Source organism: Nonomuraea antimicrobica (assembly GCF_039536965.1).
Classification (GTDB): Bacteria; Actinomycetota; Actinomycetes; order Streptosporangiales; family Streptosporangiaceae; genus Nonomuraea; species Nonomuraea antimicrobica.
Window position 1 is genome coordinate 150,109 of the sequence record NZ_BAAAZP010000009.1, and the last position, 22,768, is coordinate 172,876.

Consider the following 22,768-nt stretch of genomic DNA (forward strand, 5'->3'; position numbering starts at 1 on the left):
GTCAGCTGCGCTCGTACGGCCGACCGACGGCTCGACCCCGCCGCCCGCCGCCCCCGTGGCCAGGCGCCACCGTCAGCGCTGAGTCGTCAGGACCGAGTCCGCAAGGGCGAAGATCACACCATCGAGTGACGCGCCCCCGTGAGCGCGGCCACCACACTGAGCGGCATGCATTTCCCGCTCTCCGCCCCGATCGCTGTCCGGACCCTGCGGAACGTCCCGCCGCTGGACCTCGCACTCGGGATCGCGCCGGCCCTGCCGCTGACCTTCGGCACCCTGACGAACCGCTATTTCGACGACCCGCTCCTCGACGTCGGTCTCATGGCCGTTGTGCTGCTGGCCACCCTTCCGCACGCGTTGCGGCGTCTGCGGCCGTGGGCGAGCGTGCTCCTCACGATGTCCGGTGTCGCCGCGCTGACGGCCTTCGGCGCCATGATGACGTACGACAGGGGGTTCGGCCACGTCGTGCCCGTGGTCTTCTGCTCGGTGGCGCTCGCCCTGTACACGCTGCTGCGCCTGGTCGACCGGCAGATCGCCTGGATCATCGTGGGAGCCGTCGCGGCGGTGGCCGCCATGGCGCATCGCCCCCTGCTCGCCGCCGCCGGTCTCGACGTGCCGGCCTTCGAGAACCTCGTCGTCATGGGCGCGGGCCCCGCGGTGGTCGTCGGCGTGGGGCTGGCCGCCGAGATCGTACGCGGCCGTACCGAGCTGAGGATGCCGACGGCCTGGAGGCCGTGCGCCTGATACGCGAGACCGCTCCGGACGTCGTGCTCATGGACATCCGGATGCCCGGAATGAACGGCATCGACGCCGTACGCCGGATCTCCGCCGCGGGCACCACCCGGGCCATCATGATCACCACGTTCGACCTGGACGCCTACGTGTACGACGCGCTGGCCGCAGGCGCGTCGGGATTCCTCCTGAAGGACGTCACCGCCGCCGAGCTGACCACCGCCGTGCGGGTCGTGGCCCGGGGCGACGCCCTGCTCGCGCCCGGCGTCACCCGCAGGCTGATCGCCCGGCTCGCCCGGCCGGGGCCGCCCGCGCCGAGCGCGTACGACCGGCTGACCGCGCGGGAGCTCGAAGTTCTGCGCCTGCTGGCGCGCGGCCTGTCCAACACCGAGATCGCCGCCGCCCTCGTGGTCACCGAGCACACGGTCAAGACCCACGTCACCCGCGTACTGGCCAAGCTCGGCCTGCGCGACCGGGCCCAGGCCATCGTGTACGCCTACGAGACGGGCCTGGTCGCACCCGCCGAATCGGCTTTCATGGGCGATCCGCTCACGAGGCGCAGATAGTGATCGATCGCGGCGCTGACCCGGTCGAGGTCGCCGGTGGCGAGCAGGTCGAGCAGCGCGCCGCGAAGCACGGCCAGGGCGAGCGTACGTTCCGCCGCCGCCGCCGTCGTGGCGGTGCTCTCGGGCTGGGCCGTGGCCAGCAGCGCGAGCCAGTCCTCGACCGTCTGCCGGGCGAACCGCGCCCACGGGCCGTCCGGCTCGACCATCGAGCGCGCGTACGCCTCGACCCAGAGCTTGAGCAGCGGCCGGGTGGGCTCTCCTGAGAGCCAGTGCCAGATGGTGCGTACGGTCGTGGCCAGGTCGGCCCGTTCCCCGAGGTCCTGGGCCTGGGCCCGGGTACGGGCGAGGAAGTCCAGCTCGTCGCTGCGCGCGCGGGCCAGCAGGGCCCTGATCAGCTCCTCCTTCGAGCCGAAGAGGAACAGCAGCACGCGAGGGCTGGAGCCGATGGCGGTCGCCAGCGGCCGCAGGGACAGCCCCACCAGCCCCTGCTCCAGAACGTAGCGGTAGGCGCGTTCGAGGAGTTCGTGCTTGCGGGCGGACGAGGGTCGCGCGGTCTGGCTCATGAGGCTACTCTGGCACTGAAACGACTGTTTCAGTGCCCGGGGCACCGAGACCCGCGCCACAGGGAGGGCCTATGAGTGACCGTCCGATCGACCCACCGACAGCGCCACCGACGGAGACGGCGAGGGAGACGGCGGTGATCCGCCGCCTGGGACGGCCGGGCGACCTCGGCTGGGTGGTGATGGCCCACGGCGAGATCTACGCCGCCGAATTCGGCTGGGACTCCTCCTTCGAGGCGCTCGTCGCGCGCATCGTCGCCGACTACACGACCGGTCACGACCCGGCCCGCGAGGCCGCCTGGATCGCCGAGCTGGACGGCCGCCGCGTCGGCTGCGTGTTCTGCGTCGACGCCGGTCAGGCGACGGCCCAGTTGCGGATTCTGCTGGTCGACCCGGTGGCGCGGGGGCACCGGGTCGGCGCGCGGCTGGTGGACGAGTGCCTCGCCTTCGCCCGCCGGGCCGGCTACGAACGCATGAAGCTGTGGACCAACCACCCGCTCGTCGCCGCCCGCAAGATCTATCTCGCGCGGGGGTTCCGCCAGGTCGAGGAGGAACGGCACCACAGCTTCGGCGTGGACCTCGTCGGCCAGGTCTTCGAGCTGGACCTGCGCGCTGCGGCGACCGTGACCGGCGACGCGTTCGGCGACCAGGTCGGCGACCCGCTCGCGGAAGGCGCCCGGTGACCTCGGCCATCGGCCTCGACCGGTTCGCCGAGATCCTGGCGTCGCCCGGCCACGCGCCCGAGCAGAGCTGGCGGCCATGCCTGGTGCGGCTGGCGGCCGGTGAGCACCCCCGGTTCAGCGCGCTGTGCCGCGACCACGGCATCGCGCTCCTCGACACCATCGACCGCCAGCTCGACGAACTCGCCGGGCTGGGCGCACCGGACGGCGAACGGTCACGACCGGTCGAGACGGCGGACCTGGCGGCGTACGGATGCTGGGCCTACCTGCCCTGGACGGCGCAGGTCGCGCACCTGCTGCCCCCCGACGAGTACCTCCAGGTCGTGACCGACCGCAACCGCGACAAGATCACCCGCGCCGAGCAGCGGCTCCTGCGCACCAAACGCGTCGGCGTGCTCGGGCTGTCGGTGGGCGCGGAGGCGGCGGTCGTGATCGCCCAGGAACATCTGTGCGGGCACCTCGTGCTGGCCGACTTCGACCGGCTGGAGCTGTCCAACCTCAACCGGCTCGGGGCCGGGCACGCCGACATCGGCCTGCCCAAGACGCGCATCGCCGCCCGCCGCATCGCCGCGATCGATCCGTACCTGGAGGTCAGCCTGGTCGAGGACGAGATCACCCGGGACAACGCCGGGCGCTTCCTGCACGGCCTCGACCTCCTGGTGGAGGAGTGCGACAGCGCCGCGGCCAAGTACGACACGCGCACGGCCGCCCGCGAGCTCGGCCTGAACGTCGTCTACGCGGCCGACGAACGCGGGTTCCTCAGCGTGGAACCCTACGCCACGCACCCCGGCCTGCCCCCGTTCCACGGGCTGGTCGGCCCTGACCTCGCGGCCTCGGCCGACCGCCTCACCGCCCTGGTCGAGTGGCTGGGCGGCCCGTCGGCCCTGTCCGAACGCTCCAGGCACTCGGTCGGCCTCATCGGCGGCGAGCTGTCCGGATATCCCCAGCTCGCCGGCGAAGCCCGCTACGCCGCCGGGCAGGTCGCCCACGTCGCCCGCCGCCTCCTCCTGGGCGAACGCCTCCCGCCCTTCCACGGTCACCTGGACCTGACTGGACTCATCACCTGACCTCCGGCCGGTCCTGAGGGCGAGATGCGGGAGCCCCGTGCGCCGCCGCCCGGACCGGCCCGGTGGCGGCGCGGGCGGGCAGGCGCAGGACGAACCGGGCACCGCGAGGGCTGTCCTGCAAGGTCAGGCTGCCGCCGTGGGCCTGGGCGATCTGCCGGGCGATCGGCAGCCCGAGCCCGGTGCCGCCCGGGTCCCTGGCGCGGGACGCCTCCAGGCGGGTGAACCGCTGGAAGATGGCCTCGCGCTGCTCGGGGGCGATGCCTTCGCCGTCGTCGCGTACCTCCAGCACCGCGGCGCCGGGCTCCAGCGTCAGGGTGACGGTGACGGCGGAGGCGGCGTGCCGTTCGGCGTTGTCCAGCAGGTTGTTCAGCAGCCGGGTCAGCGCGGTCCGCGAGCAGTCGGCCAGCACGCCGGGCGTGAGGCGGTGGCGCAGCTCGGTCGTGGCGGTGCGGCGTTCCAGCTCGCCGGCCACCAGCTCGGTCAGGTCGATCGTCTCGTGGTGGTCGGTGACGCCGGCGTCCAGCCGGGCCACCTGGAGCAGGTCGCCGATCAGGGCCTGCATGCGTCCCACGCTGTCGAGCAGCGCGTCGGCGGTGCGGGGCCAGTCGGTCCCCCGCGGGTCCATCAGCGCGTCCTCCAGTTGGGTGCGCATGGCGGTCAGCGGGCTGCGCAGGTCGTGGGAGGCGTCGGAGGCGAAGCGGAGCTGCTTGTCCACGGCCGATTGGGCGCGTTCCAGCGTCCGGTTCGCGGTCTCGGCCAGGTTCCGCAGCTCGTCGCGGTATTTCGGCACGGGCACCCGGTGCGACAGGTCGCTGGAGGCGGTGATCTGGGAGAGGTGGCCGCTGACGGCGTCCACCGGCTGCAGCGCCTTGCCCACCAGGCGGTAGCCGCCCGCCGCGGTCGCGGCGACCAGCAGCGCGCAGCCGCCGACGAGCGGGAAGATCAGCGCCGGGCCGACGTACCAGGGGACGGCCGGGACGGCCAGGTCGAGCTGCCACACGCCTTCCTGGCGGTGGAAGGGGTAGGCGACCACGATCATGCACCCGTGGGGGAAGACCCGCTCGTCACAGGAGACGGTGGTGTAGTAGGCGTCGGGATCGGGGCGCACGTTCGTCATCGGCGGCTTGTCCGCCATGTCGGGGGTGGCCGCGACCATGGTGCCGGCCTGGTCGAACACCTGGATCGTCCGCCCTGGGGCGCTCTCGCTCAGATCGGGGACGTGCCGGCGCGTCTGGGCGCCCAGGGTCGTCGCCTCGACGAAGAGCCGGTCGGAGCGGGCTTCGGTGGTCGCCTGCCGGACCATGACCACGATGAACACGGCCATGGCGGCACACAACAGCGCCACGACGGCGCTCGCCAGCACGGCCAGGCGGGTCCTGATCGAGCAACGTCGCCACCAGCTCACTCTGATCACCCCCCGTCGTGATCAGAAGCACCGAGGTACTCCCCACCTCGATCCTTGCCGGTTCCGGGAAGAGCCACGACCAAAAAGTGGCAAACGTCAGTACTAATGAATGAAAGTCCCATGACATGGCATGGCGGACAGCGGCCTCGTGCCGGGCGGCCGCCGACCCGGTCGGCGGCCCGTTATCCGGGCCGGTGGGGGCCGGGTGGACAGGGGGTCCGGCGGTCAGGCGCGGGACTCGAGATGGCGGCGGATGGCGGCCATGACGGCCTGCGGGGTCGCGCCGCGGCTGAAGGCGGCGACGACGACCTGATCCTTGTCCTGGGGCTGTTCGAGGTGACGGAAAGTGGCGATGACGTAACCGAGCGCGTGGTCGAGGGGTTCGGCGGGGTCGTAGGTGCCGCCCGCCCGCAGCCAGCCGCGCAGCACCTGGTTGTGCGCGGCCACCACCGAGGCCGCCATCAGCTCGGCCCGCAGCCCGGCGTCGGGGGAGTCGCCCAGCCAGGCGCCGACGAACTCGCGGAACAGCCGCTGGTAGCGGGCCACGCTCGCGATCTCCCGGTCGCGCAGCGCGGGCACCCGGCGGACGAGCCGGTAGCGGCGCAGCGACACCTCGGCGTCGTCGACGTAGTGGGCGAGCACGATGCGTACGGCGTCGGTGATGGCGACGATCGCGGTGTCGGCCGTGGACGCCCGCAGCCGCGCGTCGATCCTCTCCAGCAGCGCGTCGTGGTCGGGGAAGATCGCGTCTTCCTTCGACCGGTAGTAGCGGAAGAACGTGCTGCGGCTCACCCCCGCGCGGGCCGCGATGTCGTCGACCGTGGTGGCGTCGTAGCCGTTCTCGTCGAACAGCGCCACGGCGGCCTCGGCGAGGCGCTGGTTGATGGGCCGCTTGCTGGGCCGCTTACTGGGCCGCTCGGTGGGCTGTTTGCTGGGCGGTTTCGGCACAGAGGTCATCCTCCCCGGAAGACGGGGGTGTTCATCGCTTTAGAAACTGAGTACCGTCATTATGGTACTCAGTCTTATCGGTGGTGATGATGGCATCGCAGGACACCGCGGGCAGCCTGGCCCGCCTGAAGGAACGACTGGACGAGGCGGTTCACGCCGGTGAGGCCCGTGCGGCGGCCAGACAGCACGCCAAGGGCCGGTTGACCGCCCGCGAGCGCATCGAGCGCCTGCTGGACGACGGCTCGTTCGTCGAGCTGGACGCCCTCGCGAAGGGCTCGCTCGGCTACGGCGACGGCGTGGTGACCGGCCACGGGACGGTGGACGGCCGCCGGGTGTGCGTGTTCTCGCAGGACTTCACCGTGGCCGGGGGCTCGCTCGGCGAGGTGTACGGCCAGAAGATCTGCAAGGTCATGGACCTTGCGCTGCGCACCGGCTGCCCGATCGTCGGCATCAACGAGGGCGCGGGCGCCCGCATCCAGGAGGGCGTGGTCTCGCTCGGCCTGTACGGCGAGATCTTCCGCCGCAACATCCGCGCCTCCGGCGTGATCCCGCAGATCTCGCTCATCATGGGCGCGTGCGCGGGCGGCCACGTCTACAGCCCGGCGCTCACCGACTTCACGATCATGGTGGACGGGCGGTCCCACATGTTCGTCACAGGTCCCGACGTGATCAGGACGGTGACCGGCGAGGACGTCTCCTTCGAGGAACTGGGCGGCGGCCGGGTGCACAACAGCCGCAGCGGCGTGGCCCACTACCTGGCCGAGGACGAGGACGACGCGCTCGACTACGCCCGCGCGCTGCTGGCCTACCTGCCGGACAACAACCTCGACGAGCCGCCGCACCAGGACGTCCCGGCCGACCTGGCGCCCTCCGCCGCCGATCTGGCGCTCGACGCGCTGGTGCCGGACTCGCCCGCCCAGCCGTACGACATGCACGAGGTGATCGCCGCGCTGCTGGACGACGGGGAGTTCCTGGAGGTGCAGGAGCTGTTCGCGCCGAACATCGTGGTCGGCTTCGGCCGGGTCGAGGGCCGGCCGGTCGGGGTGGTGGCCAACCAGCCGATGCGGCTGGCCGGCACGCTCGACATCGACGCCTCGGAGAAGGCCGCCCGGTTCGTACGCACCTGCGACGCCTTCAGCGTCCCCGTGCTCACACTGGTGGACGTGCCCGGCTTCCTGCCCGGCACCGGCCAGGAGTGGAACGGCATCATCCGGCACGGCGCCAAGCTCCTGTACGCCTACGGCGAGGCCACCGTCCCGCTGGTCACCGTCATCACCCGCAAGGCGTACGGGGGCGCGTACGACGTGATGGGCTCCAAGCACCTCGGCGCGGACGTCAACCTGGCCTGGTCCACCGCCCAGATCGCGGTGATGGGCGCGCAGGGCGCGGTGAACGTCCTGCACCGCAGGCGCCTGGCCGAGGCCGACGACCCCGACGCGCTGCGCGCCGAGCTGATCGCCGACTACGAGGACACCCTCGCCACCCCCTACCTGGCCGCCGAGCGCGGCTACGTGGACGCGGTCATCCGGCCGAGCGAGACCCGCCGTGAGGTCACCAGGGCGCTGCGGCTGCTGCGCGGCAAGCGCGACGCCCTGCCGCCCAAGAAGCACGGGAACATCCCGCTGTGACACCCGCCGACCGGGAGCGTCCCGCCGTGACATCCCCCGAGCGTGAACGTCCCGCCGTGCCGTTCACCGCCGTCGCCATGTGCGTGACCAGGGGCGTTCCGACGCTGGAAGAGTGGGCGCCCCTCGTCGTGGCCCTCCACCTCGTCCGTAGTGCGCCCGTCTCGCCGCCCGTGCGGCGCGGCCCCCGCCGCCTGCCGCGCGGCCCCCTCCTGCCCGGCCCGGACGGCTGGCGGGAGTCGAGCTGGAGTCTTGGAGGACAACTGTGAGCCTGCGCAAGGTGCTGATCGCCAACCGCGGTGAGATCGCCGTCCGGGTCATCCGGGCCTGCCGGGACGCCGGGATCGGCTGCGTGGCGGTCTACGCCGACCCTGACCGCGACGCGCTGCACGCCCGCCTGGCCGACGAGGCGTACGCGCTGGGCGGGGTCGCGCCGGGGGAGACGTACCTGGCGATCGAGAAGATCATCGAGGTGGCGGCGCGGTCGGGCGCCGACGCCGTGCACCCCGGCTACGGCTTCCTGGCCGAGAACGCGGCCTTCGCCCAGGCCGTCATCGACGCCGGGCTGACCTGGATCGGCCCGCCCCCGGCCGCGATCACCGCGCTCGGCGACAAGGTACGGGCCCGGCACATCGCGCAGAAGGTCGGCGCCCCGCTGGTGGCCGGGACCGCCGACCCGGTCGCGGACGTGGCCGAGGTGGTCGCGTTCGCCGAGGAGCACGGCCTGCCGATCGCGATCAAGGCGGCGTTCGGCGGCGGCGGGCGCGGCCTGAAGGTGGCCCGCACGCTGGAGGAGATCCCCGGCCTGTACGACAGCGCCGTCCGCGAGGCGGTGGCGGCCTTCGGCCGGGGCGAGTGCTTCGTCGAGCGCTACCTCGACCGCCCCCGTCACGTCGAGACCCAGTGCCTGGCCGACGCCCACGGCGGCGTGGTCGTGGTGTCCACCCGCGACTGCTCGCTCCAGCGCCGTCACCAGAAGCTGGTCGAGGAGGCCCCGGCCCCGTTCCTCACGCCGGGCCAGGAGGCGCTGCTCCGCGACAGCTCGAAGGCGATCCTGCGCGAGGCCGGTTACGTCGGGGCCGGTACGTGCGAGTTCCTGGTGGGCCGGGACGGCACCGTCTCCTTCCTGGAGGTCAACACCCGCCTGCAGGTCGAGCACCCGGTCACCGAGGAGGTCACCGGCATCGACCTGGTCCGCGAGATGTTCCGGATCGCCGACGGGGAACCGCTCGGCTACGACGACCCCCGGCCCCGCGGCCACTCCATCGAGTTCCGGGTCAACGCCGAGGACCCCGGCCGCGGCTTCCTGCCCGCGCCCGGCGCCATCACCCGCTGGCGCGCCCCCTCCGGCCCCGGAGTCCGCCTCGACAGCGGCTACGAGGAGGGCGAGACCGTCCCCGGCGCGTACGACTCCCTGGTCGCCAAGCTGATCGTCACCGGCGCCACCCGTACGGAGGCGTTGCGGCGGGCCGGGCGGGCCCTGGCCGAGTTCGAGATCGACGGGATGCCCACCGTGCTGCCCTTCCACCGGGCCGTGGTGCGCGACCCGGCCTTCACCGCGGAGCCGTTCACCGTGCACACCCGCTGGATCGAGACCGAGTTCGCGGGCGACCTCGCCCCCTACGCGGGTCCGGTCGCGGCCGCCGAACCGGCCGAGCGGGAGCGCATCACGGTCGAGGTCGCGGGCAGGCGCCTGGAGGTCGTGCTGCCCGCCGGTCTCGGCGCCGCCAGGACGCCCGCCGCCCGCCGCCGGGGAAGGCGCGGCAGGAGTGCGGGCGCCGCTCCGGCGGCGGGTGGCGACGCCCTGGTCAGCCCCATGCAGGGCACCATCGTCAAGGTCATGGTCGCCGACGGCGACGACGTGAGCGCGGGCGAGACGGTCGTCGTCCTGGAGGCCATGAAGATGGAACAGCCGCTCGCCGCCCACAAGGACGGCACCGTGGTCGGTCTTTCCGCCGAGGTCGGCGCGACGGTGACGGCGGGCGCGGCCCTCTGCGAGATCAAGGACAGGACCTGACCGGAACTTGACAGGACATCTGTCAGGGCGCAGGGGTCACCGAACCGGGGCCGTTCATCACAACCTGCTGTGAAGTCCCGCGAGACGGACAGATACAAACCCACCATATGGTACGAGTGGGGTACGTGCCGTGCACGGTACTCGTTCCCCCACCTGGGCTGCGGGCGCCGACGCAGGCACGAAGTCTCTGTCCGGAAAGCTTGTCGTAGAGCAGTCAGGAAATCAGGTAAATGCGGATCTTGGTCCTCGGCGGTGATGGGTATCTCGGGTGGCCCACCGCACTGCATCTCTCTCAGTGCGGTCACGACGTCGCCGTCGCCGACAACTTCGTCCGACGGCAGTACGACTTCGAACTCGGCATGGACAGCCTCGTGCCGATCGAGTCGCTGCAAACCAGAGTCTCGACGTGGCAGGACCTGACCGGCAAGACCATCAAGGTCTACGTGGGCGACCTGACGGAAGCCGACTTCACCTACGAGATGATCCGCGACTTCGGTCCGGAGGCGGTGGTGCACTTCGCCGAGCAGCGGGCCGCGCCCTACTCCATGATCGACCGCAAGCACGCGGTGTACACGCAGGTCAACAACGTGGTGGGCACGCTGAACCTGCTGTACGCGATCGCCGAGATCGACCCGGAGATCCACCTGGTCAAGCTCGGCACCATGGGCGAGTACGGCACGCCCAACATCGACATCGAGGAGGGGTGGCTGGAGGTCGAGCACAACGGCCGTACGGACCGGATGCTCTACCCCAAGCGGCCCGGCTCCTTCTACCACCTGTCGAAGGTGCACGACAGCCACAACATGGAGTTCGCCTGCCGGATCTGGGGCCTGCGCGCGACAGACCTCAACCAGGGCGTCGTGTACGGCCAGCAGACCGCCGAGACCGTGCTCGACGACCGGCTGGCCACCAGGTTCGACTACGACGCGGTGTTCGGCACGGTGCTCAACCGGTTCGTCGTCCAGGCGGTGCTCGGCCACCCCCTCACCGTCTACGGCACGGGCGGCCAGACCCGGGGGATCATCGACATCCGGGACACCGTCCGCTGCATCCAGCTCGCCTGTGAGAACCCGGCCGAGCGCGGCGAGTTCCGGGTGTTCAACCAGATGACCGAGTCCCTGTCGGTCGCCGACATCGCCGCGACGGTCGCCAAGAGCTACCCCGGCGAAGTGACCGTCCACAACCTCGACAACCCCCGGGTCGAGAAGGAGGAGCACTACTACAAGGTGGTCCACAGCGGCCTGGTCGAGCTGGGTCTCGAGCCGCACCTGCTCTCCGACACGCTGATCACCTCGCTGTTCGACGTGGCCAAGCGCTACTCTGACCGGGTCGATCTGAACGCCATGCAGCCCCGGGTGAACTGGCGGGGAGCCCTGGACGGAGTGACACGGTGAGCGCTGCCGAGGGTGCCGCGGAGGGCGCGTTCGCCCGTGCCACGGGCCGCAGCGCGGAGCGCGAGGACGGCGGGCCCGACAAGCCCCGCTACCGCCGCTACCAGCACGACCTGATCGCCCCGCACTGCGGGCGCAGCGTGCTGGAGGTGGGGGCCGGGCTGGGCGAGTTCGCCAGCCAGTTCACCGGCCTCGACCGGCTCGTGGTCACCGACGTCGACCTCGACGCCGTCGAGGTGATGAGGGCCCGCTTCGCGGGGCGCGGCGAGGTCGAGGCGGCGCAGTTCGACCTGGCCCACGGCTCCAGCCTGGAGCGTCCGGTCGAGACCGCGATCGCGATCAACGTGCTGGAGCACTTCGAGGACGACGCGGCCGTGCTCACCCTGCTCGCCCGCTCCGTCGTCCCCGGCGGCACCATCGTCCTGTGGGTGCCCGCCTACCAGAGCCTGTACGGCGAGTTCGACCGCAAGGTCGGGCACTTCCGCCGCTACACGCCCGCCACGCTCACCGACGCCGCCCGGCGCGCCGGGCTGGGCGTCGAGCTGGCCCGCCCCGTCAACCTGCTGGGCGGGCTCGCCTGGTGGGCCGCGGTGCGCATGGGCAAGGCGGGCTCTCCCAAGGCCGGGGCGGTGGGCCTCTACGACCGGGTCGTCGTCCCGGTCACGCGGGTGCTCGACCGGGTGCTCCCGGTGCCCTTCGGCCAGTCGGTCCTGGGCGTTGTCCGGGTGCCCGGCCGTTCGGGGCGATCGGCGCCGTGATCCGTCTCCGCCGTCTCCTGAAGACCGCCATGGGGCGTATTTTCGGGCGGTACGCGATCGGCTCGGTGGTGGCGGCCGTGGTGAGCGAGCTGACCCTGCTGACGACCTACGGGCTGGAGCTGCTCAGCCCGCAGGGCGCGTCGGTCGCCGCCTGGGCGCTCGGCGCCGTCGTCAACTACGTGCTCAACCGGTGGTGGGCCTGGCAACTGCGCGGGCGGCCCAAGGCGCTGCGGGAGCTGCTGCCGTACTGGCTGACCGCGGTGGCCGGGCTGCTCGTCTCCTCCTGGGCGACCGGGGTCGCCGACCGGATGGGGCAGCAGATCTTCACGACGGACGGCCCTCGCGTGGTGTTCGTGGGGGCCGTCTTCCTCGGGGTCTACGGCGTGCTGTTCATCGCGAAGTTCGTCCTGTTCCACTACTTCGTCTTCGCCGGCACCGGCACGGGTTCCGCCCCGGCCCCAGTGGACGCGGACGCGGACGCCGGCGCGGGCGAGGACTCGGCGGGCGAGGACGAGGAGGCGCGGCGGCGCTCGCGCAGCCAGGTCCCGACCACGACCCGCGTGTAGCGGTAGCCGTAGACGAGGTTCCCGCCCTTCTTGGTCGTGCCGGCGGCGCGCAGTCGCATCGTCGCCGGCACCTCCATCACCCGGAAGCCGTGCGAGATCACGCCGATCAGCAGCTCGGACGCCTGGTACTGGGGCTGGGCGAGCGTCACCGCGCCGGTGACCTCCGCGCGCATCGCCCGCAGGCCGAAGGAGGTGTCGGTGATCCGCTGCCCGGTCATCCGGCTGATCAGCCACGCGAACACGTGCACGCCCAGGCGGCGTACCTTGTCGTGGGTCTCCTGCCGGCCCAGGATGCGGGAGCCGGTGGCGAAGTCGGCCTCGCCGCGCACGACCGGGGCGAGCACGCGCGTGATGTCGGCCGGGTCGTACTGGCCGTCGGCGTCCGTCGTCACGACGTAGCGCGCGCCGCCCTGGCGGGCGAGGCGGTAGCCCAGCCGCAGCGCGGCGCCCTGCCCGCGGTTCACCGGCACGTCGCAGACCATGGCCCCGGCCTTGCGCGCCTCGGCCGCCGTCCGGTCGGTGGAGCCGTCGACGACCACGATGGTCGCGGTCTCCATCCCGTCGATCACCGCCGGGATCCCGGCCAGCGCCTCGCCGATGCCGTTCTCCTCGTTGTAGGCGGCGATGACGATCGCGACGGGCGGCAGGTCCGAGCCGTACTGGGCGGCGAACTCCACCATCGCGGCGGCGTCGGGGTCCACCAAAGTCTCCGGGCCTGTCATGCGGCATCCTCCGTTGGGTCTCTTCGGTCCGCAGGCGATTCTGCGGGGGACGGCGCGAAGTCGGGCCAGACCGTGGCCAGGCCCGAGGTCAGGTCGTGGCGGGGCCGGTAGCCCAGCGCGCGCGCCGCCGAGATGTCGAGCACCACCGCCGGCATCTCGCCCTGCTTCGCGGGCACGTGCTCGACGGGGATGGGCGCCCCGGTGACCTTCCTGGCCGCCTCGATCAGCTCGTTCACGCTCACGGACGTGCCGGACCCGACGATCAGGGGCCCGTTGTGCCCCTCGTGCCAGGCGGTCAACACGGCCTGGACGACGTCGTCGACGTGCACGTAGTCGCGCAACTGGGCGCCGTCGCCGTACACCTCGACGCCGTCGCCCGCTGCGGCGGCCCGCATCAGCCTCGGGACGAAGCTGTCCTTGTGCAGCATGCCCGGCCCGTACACGTTGGCGAAGCGCAGCGCGCTCGTGCGCATGCCGTACACCCCGGAATAGGCGCTGAGCAGCATCTCCGCCGCCGCCTTGGTCGCGCCGTACGGCGTGAGCGGGCGCAGCGCGAGGCTCTCGGCGATCCGGGCGCTGCCCACGTCGCCGGTCACGGCGTTCGTCGAGGCCAGCACGAAACGCGGCACCTCGTGTTGCCTGGCGAGCTCCAGCAGCCCCGCGGTGGCCTCGACGTTGACCTCGTACGTCCCCGCCGGGTCCGCCACCGAGCGGAGCACCGAGGTGACCGCGGCGAGGTGAACCACCCCGTCCAGCCCGGCCGAGACGGCGCTCTCGCGCACCTGGGGATCACGCAGGTCGCCCACGACCGACCGCACCGCCGGATCCGGGTGGGCGTTCAGGTCGACCACCGTCACCTCGGCCTTCTCGGCGAGCAACGTCGCGACCAACCGCCTCCCGATGAAGCCCGCGCCACCCGTGACGAGTACGCGTGCTCCAGCCAACTCCGGCATGCCCGGTCTCCCTTCCTTCACGTCCCAGCGACCCTACCGCCACGGGACGAACCTCTCTCATCGGACTCAGGAGACCCACAGCTCATTTCCAGGCAACGTTCTGCGGTTCATGCGTAAGCTACGGTCTTGTTGTCTCGCGGACGGCCCCTACGGCGAAGAGCCGCGCGCACCCGGTCAGAAGGAGAAGAGTGAGCCCGGCCCTGGTGATAGGCCCCCTGCTGGCGGCCGGGCTCGTGCTGGCCGTGCTCGCCCAGCGCCGGGGATGGGCGCCCCCGCTGTGGGCGGCGCTGTGCGCCGGGGCCGTGCTGCGGATCGCGGCCATGGCCTGGGCCGTGGCCGACCAGAGCCAGCCGTACGACTTCGCCAACGACTTCTCCGAAGCGGCCGGCAAGGTGCTCGACGGCCTGAACCCGACGATGCACATGCGCGAGGGCGGCTGGCACTTCCTGCCGTTCCTCGCCTACGTGCTGGCGGGCCAGCAGGGGCTGGGCGAGCTGGTGGGGCTCTCCTGGGGGGTGAGCGGCCGGATCGTCCCCGTCCTGGCCGACCTGGCGCTGATCCCGCTGGTGGCCAGGCTCGCCGACGAGCGCGGGGCGCTGCGCGCGTTCCAGTACGCGTGCGTGCCCCTCGGCATCATGGTGAGCGGCATCCACGGCCAGTTCCCGCCGATCACGCTGGCGCTGGGGGTGGGCGCGCTGGTCGCCGCCCGCGCCGGCCGCGCCCACTGGGCCGGGCTGCTCATCGGCCTCTCGGTGACCTGCGCCAACTGGTCGGTGCTGCTCGTTCCCGGCGTGCTGATGGCCGTCTGGGCGGGCAACGCCCGCCGGCCGGGCACTGCCCGGCGGCAATGCCTGGCGGTGCTCGGCTGGACGGCGGCCGTTCCCGGGGCGTTCCTGGTCAGCAGCACGGTGTTCCTGGACACCCCGGTCACCGGGCTCGTCGAGCTGGCGAAGGCCATCATGTCCACCCGCCCCGTGGTGGGCGACTGGGGCTGGACGGCCCTGGCGACGGGCGGCACCATGACGGTCTCGCCGGCCCTCGGCCAGATCGGCATGCCGGTGCTGCTCATCGGGCTGCTCGCGGCCGGATGGTGGTGGCGGAAGGCCGATCCGGTCGCGCTGACCGCGGTCCTGATCCTCGTCTTCCTCGTCGTGACGTACCGGCTCGGGGCCCAATACCTGATGTGGCCGGTGCCGTACCTCATCGCGCGCCCGCCCCGATTCGTGTGGCCGGCGATCACGGCGGCCAGCGCCTGGGCCGCCGCCGGTTACCTGCATGTGGAGACGCTCCTCGGGATGACGTGGTGGCAGTTCCACACCTTCTGGTCCCTGTCCTCCCTGCTGGTCATCGCCCTGCTGGTCGCCGCGCTGCCGTCGAGGGAGGCTGCGGCCCAGGTCCGCGGCCCGCTCCGCCGCGACCCCGCTCCCGTGGCGGCGGGCGCGACGGATCCCTAGACGCGTCGTGCCCGGCACCGGTCAGGTGCGGCGGGTGAGCCAGGTGACCTGGGCGCCGTTGTCGAAGGACTCGCGGCGGGTGGGGCTGAACAGGGTGGGACGGAACTCGCCCGCGAACATCGGGATGCCCCCGCCCGCCACGACGGGATAGCTCTTGAGAATGATCTCGTCGATCTCCGGGAGCAGGGCGGCGGCGAGTCTGCCGCCGCCGCACAGGTAGACGTCCATACCGGTGTCCTCGGCCTTGAGCCGCCGGACGAGCGCGGTCGCGTCGCCGGTCTCCGCGTGCACGCTCGGGTCGTCGATCTTCAGGGTGCTGGACAGCACGTACTGGCGCAGGTGGGCGTAGGGGCTGGTGCTGGCCTCGGCGAGGGCGAACTCGTAGGTGCCGCGGCCCATCACGACGGTGTCGAAGACCTGGTTGGGGGCGTCGAGGCCGATCAGCCCGCGGATCTGGGTGGGCACGGTCTCGGGGTAGCGGGCGTTCATCCAGGCGGCCATCTCGTCCGACAGGGGGTAGAAGTCGACCTCGGCGTCGGGGCCGGCGATGTAGCCGTCGAGGGATACGCCGATGTAGTAGACCAGCTTTCGCATATCTCACAACTCCTTGTGTAGTACTCTGTCTGTAGTGCTTTGAAGGTAGTACTACATGTGGAGTGGTGTCAATGCGGAAAAACCCCGAGCGGCGGCAGGCGCTCATCGACGCGGCCATCGAGGTCCTGGCCAAGGAGGGGGCGCGCGGGCTCACCTTCCGGGCCGTCGACGCCGAGGCGGGCGTGCCCACCGGCACCGCCTCCAACTACTTCGCCAACCGTGACGACTTGTTCACCCAGGTCGGCGGCCGTATCTACGAACGGCTGCTGCCCGACGACGCCACCATCGCCCGCGGCCGCGCGGGCGTCCAGGACGCCGCCCGCTTCGCCGAGTTGATGCACGAGCTGGTCGACCGGGTCTCGGCCTTCAACTCCGGCTACCTCGCCCTGCTCGAACTGCGCCTCGAAGCCACCCGCCGTCCCGACCTCCGCGCGGTCCTCACCAAGCGCATCAGGGAGGACGTCGACGCCAACCTCGGCTTCCACGCCGCCTCCGGCCTGCCCGGCGACGCCACCTCCGTGCTGCTCGTCTACCTCGCGCTCAACTGGCTCATCCTGGAACGCCTGACCCTGCCCGGTCTCTTCACCGAGGAGGAGGTCCACCGGCTCGTGGACGCCGCCGTGGAGCGGTCGCTGAACGCGGCGGGAACGGAATCTACATTGTAAAGGCCGCCGCTTCGATCCTGGCGAACCCTGACCCGTCGGTCTTGCGTCAGGCGCGCTCCTCCTGTCCCCTGGAGGGGGCGGGCCTCTCCGGGGCGGTCCGGGCGGGCGGGGTCGGGCTCGTCCGCCGGGCCTCTTCCGCCGGGAAAGGGGAGAGGGGTGGGCGAGACAGTGCGGTGGCCGGAGGGCAAGCTCGTGCTGGGGATGGTCCACCTCCAGCCGCTGCCCGGCACGCCCTACCACCGGGAGGGCAGCCTTCAGGAAATCGTCGAGACGGCCGTCGCGTCGGCGCGCGCCCTGCGGGACGGGGGCGCCGACGGCTGCCTGGTGCAGACGGTCGACCGGGTGTACTCCACGGGCGAGGACGTGGATCCGGCGCGGCTGGCCGCCTTCACGCTGGTCGTCCGTGCCGTCGTCGCGGCGACCGGACCGGAGTTCCTGGTCGGCGTGCAGGTGATGCGGAACGCGGTGCGCGCCTCGCTGGCGGTGGCGAAGGTGACGGGGGCGGGCTTCGTACGGGTGGGCGCGCTCGTCGGGGCGACGCTGACCTCGCACGGCCTGGTGCAGCCTGACCCGCTGGCGGTGATGGAGTACCGGCGCAAGATCGGCGCGTGGGACGTCCGGATCATCGCCGACATCGCGTCCATGCACTTCACGTGGCTGGGCGGCGGGAAGCCGGTGGCGGAGGTGGCCGCGGCGGCCCGCCAGGTGGGGGCGGACGCGGTGGCCGTGTCGAGCCCGCGCGAGGAGGTGGCCCTCGACCTGGTCGCCCAGGTGCGTACGGCGGTGCCGGGCCTGCCGATCCTGCTGGCCGGGCACACGAACCACGACAACGCGGCCCGGCTGCTGGGCTCCCCGCAGGGCGCCGACGGCGCATTCGTGGGCACCTGCCTGGAACGCGCCGGGTGGGGCAGCCCGATCGACGCCGGCCGGGTGGAGACGTACCTGCGGGCGGTGCGCGGGCGGCCCGGCGCCTGAAGGAGACCGGCCGAAGGAGACCGGCTGAAGAAGACCGGCCGAAGGAGGCGGCGATGGCGTACGTGCTGGAGGAGATGGCGGCGCAGGTCGACGCGCTCGGCGGTGACGTGCGCGCCCTGCACGGCCCCGTCCTGGCCGCGGCACGGCAGGTCGCCGCCGGGTGGGCGAAGGTCGAGCACGTCTACGTGACGGGCAGCGGCGACTCCCACCACGCCGCGCTCGCGGCGGAGATGGCCTTCACGGAGCTGGCGGGCGTCGTCTGCCTGCCGCTGAGCGCGCTGCGCCTGCTGAAGTACGGCCTGCCACGCGCGGAGACGGCCCGCGCCGCGCTGGTGGTGGGGGTGTCCGCGTCGGGCGGTCACCCGCTGGTCGCCGAGGCGCTCCGGCAGGCGGACACCCGTGGCGCCCGCACGCTGGCGGTCACCTCGACGGCGGGTTCGCCGGTGACAGCGGCGGCCGAGGCGGCGCTGGTGGCGCCGTTGCCGAGCCTGCGTCCCTGTCCAGGGCTGCGGACCTACCAGGCCAGTCTGCTGGCGCTGCTGCTGTCGGCGGTCGAGCTGGGCCGGGTGCGCGGTCGCGCCGCGCCGGGCCGGGACGACCTGGCCCGTGAGCTGCGGGAAGTGGCGGGGGCCGTGGAGGAGACGGCCGCCGCCACGTGGCCGCGGGCCCGGCACGTGGCCGAGCTGATCGCGGCGGCGCCGGTGACCATGGTGCTGGGCAGCGGGCCGGGCTATGGCGGCGCGCGGTTCGCCGCGGCCAAGCTCGTCGAGGCAGCGGGGGCGTTCGCGACGGCGCAGGACCTGGAGGAGTGGGAGCACGTCGAGGCGCTGGCGCGCCCCTCCGGCCTGCCGACGCTGGTGATCGCCGCGCCGGGACGCAGCCGGGCCCGTGCCGTCCAGGTGGCGGCGCGGGCACGCGAACGCGGCCGACCCGTCGTGGTCGTCGCCGACGATCGTGACGGGCCGGCCGCGTTCGCCGACCTGGTGTTGCCGCTTCGCGGCACGGTCCGGGAGGAGTTCTCGGCGTTGCGGTCGAGCGTGTTCGCCGGCGCGGTGGCGTTCGAGCTGGCGTCCCGGCTGGGCGTGGCGCCCTTCTCGACGCGTACGGCCTGAGCCCCGCAGGGCGTCAGGGCTGCACGTGCGCCACCTCGACGCCGAGCAGGTCGGCGACCGCGCGCAGGTCGGCCAGGCGGTGCCCGGTGCCCAGCGCCCAGTGGTGGGAGATGCCGGTGGCGCTCCACTCGTCGGTCCACTCGCCCGGGTCGCACCCGAAGTCCACCCGGGAGGTCGTGTTGCCGATCTGCAGCAGCGGCCCCGCCACGACCTCGCCCTCCGAGACCACGAAGCCGTAGCTGCCGTCGCGGGACTGGCGCAGCCCGAACGCGGTCACCGGCCCGCGCGTCACGTCGAACTCCACCGACACGCCCCACCCGCGCTTGCCGTGGTAGACGCCGAGCCCGCGCAGCAGCGGCTTGCGGGAGCTGATCGCCAGGTGGGCGGGGCCGTCATGACCCATCTCCACGTGGCCGCGGGCGAAGTCGAGCGCCTGCAACTCGGTGAACGAGCCGCCGCCGCCCAGCCGGTCCATGATGAGCATGGCCAGCGAGGTGCGCAGCTCGTACTCCCCGGCGGCCGGGACGCCCCGCGCGGTGAGCAGGGACGAGCCGAGGATCATGCCCGCCCCGAGCCGCTCGTGGATCTCGCCGTCCAGGCCCCGGTGGTAGTAGGCCAGGCTGTCCAGCGCGAAGTCCTCGACCAGGCGGTCCAGCCCGACCGACACGCGGGCGGCCCATTCGAGGTCCTCCTCGTTGACCGAGTCGGCCAGCTCGAACACCTCACGGGTCAGCGCGACCCGCTCGGCGGTCTCGGCACCGGTGACCTTCTCCGTGCGAACCCGCAGGTCGTCGAACTCCAGCACCTCGACGTGCCCGCCGAGGTTCGCGCTGACCAGGGTCAGGTCGGTGGAGACGTCCAGCATGCCGGGGTAGAGGTGGCCCATCAGGCCGTGCCGCCCGTGCCGGAGCGCGGCGCGTACGCCCGCGGCCCGCACCCAGCGGCCGATGCGCTCCCACGCCCGCTCGTCCTCCAGGTAGCCGGAGACCGAGCGGAACGGGATGCCGGAGCGGGTGAAGGCGTTGGCCATCTCCGGCAGCGGGCAGGCACCGCAGTAGGCCAGCCACTGTCCGGTGTCGAACGTGGCGTGGTCCATCGACTCCGTGGGCTGCAGGTTGATCAGGAGCACGGGGGCGCCGCTGCGCTGGGCGATCGGCACGAGCATGGTCGCCGTCATGTACGTCGTCAGGAACCCGACGATCAGATCGCAGCCGGCGGCCCGCAGCTTCTCGGCCGCCTCGGCCCCTTCCTGGGCGTCGGAGATGAAACCGACGTCCACGACCTCCGCGTCCAGTTCGCGCATGCGCTCGGACACGCGGTCGGCCGAGCGCTGGAGCTGGGGGAGGAGGTCGGGGAACTGCGGCCAGTAGGCGCCCAGCCCTCCGGCGACCAGCCCCACTTTGGTGCGGCGCGGGGTGATGCGGGGGAACGTGCTCATGATGTCCTTCCTAGCGGGCTTCGACCTCGATGATGCGCGTGTAGTCGTTGGCGCCGTTCGACGCGAGCGCCACGATGCGCACGGCGTCGGTGGTGACCGGCGCGAAGTCCGAACGCGCGGTGCCGGCGGTGTTGCCGCGCACCTGGGCCACCGTCTGCCACTGGCCGCCGACCTGGACCTGCACGTCCCAGTCGCGCAGGCCGTGCCGGGAGGCGGGGTAGCGCTCGGTGTCCAGGGTATACAGGTCCACCCTGGACACCTGCCGGGCGTTTCCGAGCGCGATGGCCACGGTGTCCGGCCAGGCCCTGGCGGTGGCGTCGTTCCAGCCGTTGCCGCCCGCCCAGCCGTTGGAGGAGCGGTCGCCGTCGACGATGCTGCACGGAGGGTAGTTGGCGTTGGTGTGCTGGGAGGAGGCGGTGACGGGGCGGCGCAGGGCGAGGTTGCCGCCGTTGTCGAGCCCGTCCACGGGCACCACCTCGACCGGCACCTTCAGCGTGCTGCCTGACGCGCTGAGGCGCAGGTCGTACGTGCCCTGCTCGGTGCCGGGCGGCACGGCCACCAGCAGCTTGGCGCGGACCTCGTAGCCGGGCGGCAGATAGCTGGTCAGCATGGGGCGGGAGGCCGTCAGGGGCGGGTCCACCGCCACCTGCATGGTCGCGTAGGCGGCCTTCTTGGCGTCGCTGCGCAGGCCGATCTGGAGCGTGGCCGGGCAGGCCGGGTCGACGCCGATCGGGGCGACCAGCTTGTCCGCGCCGGCGATCGGGGTGAACGAGCCGGTCCCCTTGGAGCGGCCTGGCTCGACCTTGACCGACAGGGCCGGGGGCGACGGCTCGGGGTCGCGGGCGGCGGCGGTGGTGGCGCCGGCGGACGTCGCGGCGGTGAGCGTGGAGGTGACGGTGACGGCGGCGGCCAGCGCGGCGGCGAGAGTACGCATGATCCCGTTCCTTTCTAGAGCGCGTGCAGGCCGGGGGCGCCGTCGAGGCTGACCAGGGAGGCCCGGGTCGAGACGGGGGCGCCGGGGCGGTCGACGTACGGAACGATCTTGAAGTCGGAGCGCCACTGGTCGCGGGTGACCTCGCAGGAGACGTAGCCGCGCTGGTAGCTGGAGAAGCGCAGGTGCGGGTTGGTCGGGTCGGTGCTGCCCGGGGGCACGCCGGTGCTGGCGTTGCCGTTGCCGCCGCTGCTGATCGAGGTGCACACGAACTCCACGCCGACGACGGGCGTGGCGGGGTCGTCGAAGTTCGTCCTGAGCTCGCCGGCGAGGTTGTAGTGGATGTCGCCGGTGAGCACCACGGGGTTGCTGACCTGGCGGTCGACCATGCCGGTGAGCAGGCGGTCCTTGGCGGCCTTGTAGCCGTCCCACAGGTCCATGCTGAGCCGCTGGGCCGGGCCGGCGTCGTAGTCGAGCTGCATCATGGCGATCTGCTGGGCGAGCACGTTCCACTTGGCGCGGGAGGCGCCGAGGCCGTCGAGCAGCCAGGTCTCCTGCTCGGCGCCGAGCATCTGCCTGGAGGGCTCCAGCCGGTCGGCGCAGTCGATCTGCTGGCCGTCGCCGCAGACCTGGTCGTCGCGGTACTGGCGGGTGTCGAGCACGTTGAACTCGGCCAGGTCGCCGAAGGTGAACCGGCGGTAGATGCGGGCGTCGGGGCCCTCGATCGCGGGAACGCGGACGGGCATGTTCTCCCAGAACGCGCGGAAGGCGTTGGCCCGGATGACCAGGTAGTCCTGCTCGGTCACGTCGCCGCCGGGGCCGAAGCGGCCGGCCCAGTTGTCGAGCACCTCGTGGTCGTCCCAGGTGACGATCCAGGGGGCGCTCTGGTGGGCGGCCTGGAGGTCGGGGTCGCTCTTGTAGAGGCCGTACTGGACGCGGTAGCGGTCGAGCGTGTCGCACTGCACCCGGAACTGCTCGGGCACGGGGGTGTTGCGGTTGCCGCCCATGGGGACGATGCCGTACTCGTAGATGTAGTCGCCGAGGTGGAAGACCACGTCGGGGCGCTCGTCGGCGAGGTGGCGGTAGGCGGTGTAGTAGCCGTCCTGCCACGACGCGCACGAGGCGAAGGCCAGGCGCAGCGCGTCGGGGCTGGTGCGCGGCGCGGGCGCGGTCTTGGTGCGGCCGACGGGGCTGATCTCACCGCCGGTGCGGAAACGGTAGTAGTACTCGCGGCCCGGGCGCAGGCCCTTGGCGTCCACGTGCACCGAGTGGCCGTACTCGGGGGTGGCCCAGGTGGAGCCGTGGCGGACGCGGTGGGTGAAGTTCTCGTCCTCGGAGATCTCCCAGTCGACGCGGAACTTGGCGAACGGCAGCCCTCCGAGCGGCTCCAGCGGCTTGGGCGCCAGTCGGGTCCAGAGGATCACGCGGTCGGATAACGGGTCACCGGAGGCGACGCCGAGCTGGAAGGGGTTGTCGATCCTGGCCGCGGCCCGCGCGGGAGCGGTCCACGGGTCGGCCAGGTCGGTGGTGAAGGCGAGCGCGAAGGCGGCGCCGCCCAGACCGAGAAGACCTCGGCGGGAGAGTTCAGGCATGCTGCTTCCCATGTAGGGGG

General features: G+C 72.4%; 22 protein-coding genes and 1 pseudogene. 14 read left to right on the plus strand and 9 right to left on the minus strand.

Annotation, left to right across the window (positions count from 1 at the left end; all coding sequences use genetic code 11):
* The first annotated feature begins 165 nt into the window (after positions 1 to 165).
* Entirely contained in the window at positions 166 to 741 is a 576-nt protein-coding gene (locus ABD844_RS03565) for a hypothetical protein (RefSeq protein ID WP_344872879.1), read from the plus strand.
* Positions 732 to 1,295, plus strand: a complete 564-nt coding sequence (locus ABD844_RS03570; protein WP_344872881.1) for a LuxR C-terminal-related transcriptional regulator — start codon at positions 732 to 734, stop codon at positions 1,293 to 1,295. The genes ABD844_RS03565 and ABD844_RS03570 overlap by 10 nt, the downstream gene beginning before the upstream one ends.
* On the opposite strand, the gene ABD844_RS03575 is transcribed toward ABD844_RS03570, so the two are convergent.
* Positions 1,226 to 1,858 carry a TetR/AcrR family transcriptional regulator gene (locus tag ABD844_RS03575; protein WP_344872883.1) on the minus strand — a complete coding sequence of 211 codons (633 nt, stop codon included), beginning with the start codon at positions 1,856 to 1,858 and terminating at the stop codon, positions 1,226 to 1,228. The two genes, ABD844_RS03570 and ABD844_RS03575, sit on opposite strands and share 70 nt — an antisense overlap.
* Before the next feature lie 71 nt (positions 1,859 to 1,929).
* Here ABD844_RS03575 and ABD844_RS03580 point away from each other — a divergent pair, with 71 nt between their 5' ends.
* Both ABD844_RS03580 and ABD844_RS03585 read left to right on the plus strand, forming a co-directional pair.
* Positions 1,930 to 2,538, plus strand: coding sequence for a GNAT family N-acetyltransferase (locus tag ABD844_RS03580; RefSeq protein ID WP_344872885.1), 609 nt, complete (start codon positions 1,930 to 1,932; stop codon positions 2,536 to 2,538).
* Complete coding sequence (locus ABD844_RS03585; protein WP_344872887.1) at positions 2,535 to 3,602, plus strand: ThiF family adenylyltransferase; 1,068 nt, start codon at positions 2,535 to 2,537, stop codon at positions 3,600 to 3,602. The genes ABD844_RS03580 and ABD844_RS03585 overlap by 4 nt, the downstream gene beginning before the upstream one ends.
* Here the strand turns inward: ABD844_RS03585 and ABD844_RS03590 are convergent.
* Positions 3,595 to 5,007: a sensor histidine kinase gene (locus ABD844_RS03590; protein ID WP_344872889.1), complete on the minus strand. Its 1,413-nt coding sequence runs from the start codon at positions 5,005 to 5,007 to the stop codon at positions 3,595 to 3,597. The two genes, ABD844_RS03585 and ABD844_RS03590, sit on opposite strands and share 8 nt — an antisense overlap.
* A gap of 225 nt (positions 5,008 to 5,232) precedes the next feature.
* Positions 5,233 to 5,955, minus strand: a complete 723-nt coding sequence (locus ABD844_RS03595) for a TetR family transcriptional regulator (RefSeq protein WP_344872891.1) — start codon at positions 5,953 to 5,955, stop codon at positions 5,233 to 5,235.
* An 89-nt stretch (positions 5,956 to 6,044) separates the two neighbouring features.
* Here ABD844_RS03595 and ABD844_RS03600 point away from each other — a divergent pair, with 89 nt between their 5' ends.
* The 6 genes from ABD844_RS03600 to ABD844_RS03625 all read left to right on the plus strand — a co-directional run bounded on the left by ABD844_RS03600 (position 6,045) and on the right by ABD844_RS03625 (position 12,312).
* Positions 6,045 to 7,583: an acyl-CoA carboxylase subunit beta gene (locus tag ABD844_RS03600; RefSeq protein ID WP_344873035.1), complete on the plus strand. Its 1,539-nt coding sequence runs from the start codon at positions 6,045 to 6,047 to the stop codon at positions 7,581 to 7,583.
* 26 nt (positions 7,584 to 7,609) lie between these two features.
* Positions 7,610 to 7,849, plus strand: a complete 240-nt coding sequence (locus tag ABD844_RS03605) for a hypothetical protein (RefSeq protein WP_344872893.1) — start codon at positions 7,610 to 7,612, stop codon at positions 7,847 to 7,849.
* 2 nt (positions 7,850 to 7,851) lie between these two features.
* Positions 7,852 to 9,597 (plus strand): acetyl/propionyl/methylcrotonyl-CoA carboxylase subunit alpha, encoded by a 1,746-nt coding sequence (locus tag ABD844_RS03610; RefSeq protein ID WP_344873037.1) that lies wholly within the window; start codon positions 7,852 to 7,854, stop codon positions 9,595 to 9,597.
* Positions 9,598 to 9,827: 230 nt separating this feature from the next.
* A complete protein-coding gene (locus tag ABD844_RS03615) occupies positions 9,828 to 10,991 on the plus strand; it encodes an NAD-dependent epimerase/dehydratase family protein (RefSeq protein ID WP_344872895.1) in 1,164 nt (387 codons plus the stop codon).
* Positions 10,988 to 11,746 carry a class I SAM-dependent methyltransferase gene (locus tag ABD844_RS03620; protein WP_344872897.1) on the plus strand — a complete coding sequence of 253 codons (759 nt, stop codon included), beginning with the start codon at positions 10,988 to 10,990 and terminating at the stop codon, positions 11,744 to 11,746. Before ABD844_RS03615 ends, ABD844_RS03620 begins: the two co-directional genes overlap by 4 nt.
* A gap of 29 nt (positions 11,747 to 11,775) precedes the next feature.
* A complete protein-coding gene (locus ABD844_RS03625; RefSeq protein WP_344872899.1) occupies positions 11,776 to 12,312 on the plus strand; it encodes a GtrA family protein in 537 nt (178 codons plus the stop codon).
* A gap of 170 nt (positions 12,313 to 12,482) precedes the next feature.
* On the opposite strand, the pseudogene ABD844_RS03630 reads toward ABD844_RS03625, so the two are convergent.
* Both ABD844_RS03630 and ABD844_RS03635 read right to left on the minus strand, forming a co-directional pair.
* Positions 12,483 to 13,034: pseudogene (locus ABD844_RS03630) on the minus strand (glycosyltransferase family 2 protein); the annotation flags it as partial.
* The gene (locus tag ABD844_RS03635; protein ID WP_344872901.1) at positions 13,031 to 13,987 is read right to left on the minus strand and encodes an NAD-dependent epimerase/dehydratase family protein; all 957 of its coding nucleotides are present in this window, start codon (positions 13,985 to 13,987) and stop codon (positions 13,031 to 13,033) included. The pseudogene ABD844_RS03630 and the gene ABD844_RS03635, both read right to left, overlap by 4 nt.
* Positions 13,988 to 14,175: 188 nt before the next feature.
* Between ABD844_RS03635 and ABD844_RS03640 the strand changes: the two genes are divergently transcribed.
* On the plus strand, positions 14,176 to 15,441 hold the full coding sequence (locus ABD844_RS03640) for a hypothetical protein (RefSeq protein WP_344872903.1): 1,266 nt from the start codon (positions 14,176 to 14,178) through the stop codon (positions 15,439 to 15,441).
* A gap of 21 nt (positions 15,442 to 15,462) precedes the next feature.
* Here ABD844_RS03640 and ABD844_RS03645 read toward each other — a convergent pair whose 3' ends face one another.
* Positions 15,463 to 16,035 (minus strand): dihydrofolate reductase family protein, encoded by a 573-nt coding sequence (locus ABD844_RS03645; RefSeq protein WP_344872905.1) that lies wholly within the window; start codon positions 16,033 to 16,035, stop codon positions 15,463 to 15,465.
* A 71-nt stretch (positions 16,036 to 16,106) separates the two neighbouring features.
* Between ABD844_RS03645 and ABD844_RS03650 the strand changes: the two genes are divergently transcribed.
* From ABD844_RS03650 to ABD844_RS03660, 3 genes are all read left to right on the plus strand, one after another.
* On the plus strand, positions 16,107 to 16,700 hold the full coding sequence (locus ABD844_RS03650) for a TetR/AcrR family transcriptional regulator (RefSeq protein WP_344872907.1): 594 nt from the start codon (positions 16,107 to 16,109) through the stop codon (positions 16,698 to 16,700).
* Between the two features lie 156 nt (positions 16,701 to 16,856).
* Positions 16,857 to 17,675 carry a BtpA/SgcQ family protein gene (locus ABD844_RS03655; protein WP_344872909.1) on the plus strand — a complete coding sequence of 273 codons (819 nt, stop codon included), beginning with the start codon at positions 16,857 to 16,859 and terminating at the stop codon, positions 17,673 to 17,675.
* A 53-nt stretch (positions 17,676 to 17,728) separates the two neighbouring features.
* Complete coding sequence (locus ABD844_RS03660; RefSeq protein ID WP_344872911.1) at positions 17,729 to 18,787, plus strand: SIS domain-containing protein; 1,059 nt, start codon at positions 17,729 to 17,731, stop codon at positions 18,785 to 18,787.
* Positions 18,788 to 18,800: 13 nt separating this feature from the next.
* On the opposite strand, the gene ABD844_RS03665 is transcribed toward ABD844_RS03660, so the two are convergent.
* Genes ABD844_RS03665 through ABD844_RS03675 form a run of 3 tightly spaced genes read right to left on the minus strand, consistent with a single transcriptional unit; the run spans position 18,801 to position 22,748 of the window.
* Positions 18,801 to 20,225 (minus strand): L-fucose/L-arabinose isomerase family protein, encoded by a 1,425-nt coding sequence (locus ABD844_RS03665; protein ID WP_344872913.1) that lies wholly within the window; start codon positions 20,223 to 20,225, stop codon positions 18,801 to 18,803.
* A gap of 10 nt (positions 20,226 to 20,235) precedes the next feature.
* The gene (locus ABD844_RS03670) at positions 20,236 to 21,159 is read right to left on the minus strand and encodes a discoidin domain-containing protein (protein ID WP_344872915.1); all 924 of its coding nucleotides are present in this window, start codon (positions 21,157 to 21,159) and stop codon (positions 20,236 to 20,238) included.
* Positions 21,160 to 21,173: 14 nt separating this feature from the next.
* Positions 21,174 to 22,748 carry an alkaline phosphatase D family protein gene (locus ABD844_RS03675; RefSeq protein WP_344872917.1) on the minus strand — a complete coding sequence of 525 codons (1,575 nt, stop codon included), beginning with the start codon at positions 22,746 to 22,748 and terminating at the stop codon, positions 21,174 to 21,176.
* Positions 22,749 to 22,768: the final 20 nt, after the last annotated feature.